This is a genomic window from Mordavella massiliensis (genome assembly GCF_016901695.1).
GTDB classification, from domain to species: Bacteria; Bacillota; Clostridia; order Lachnospirales; family Lachnospiraceae; genus Claveliimonas; species Claveliimonas massiliensis_A.
Genome location: NZ_JACJKS010000138.1, coordinates 1 through 212 on the forward strand (window position 1 = coordinate 1; position 212 = coordinate 212).

At 50.0% G+C, this 212-nt stretch carries 1 protein-coding gene; it reads right to left on the bottom strand.

Features of this window, described 5'->3' with window-relative positions; translation table 11 throughout:
* Positions 1-212 (bottom strand): hypothetical protein (locus H6A20_RS13430; protein ID WP_204907566.1); only part of this gene is annotated, 212 nt, incomplete at both ends.

Below are 212 nucleotides of genomic sequence, written 5' to 3' on the forward strand. Positions count from 1 at the left end.
CTGCCAGTGATTAGTATCATCATATTTCCATGCTTTATCGTGAACATCGTGCGTATGGACCGGAATCGTCTCTTCCTGCGTATATTCGCAGACGGAGCAGGTGCGTTCTCTGGAACCTGTTTCGGTTGTGGTAGGCTCCTTTGTTATTTTCCATTCGCCGTAGGTATGGTCGCCCACTTCAGTTTTCTCGCCGCAGCGGCATTCCTTCCAGT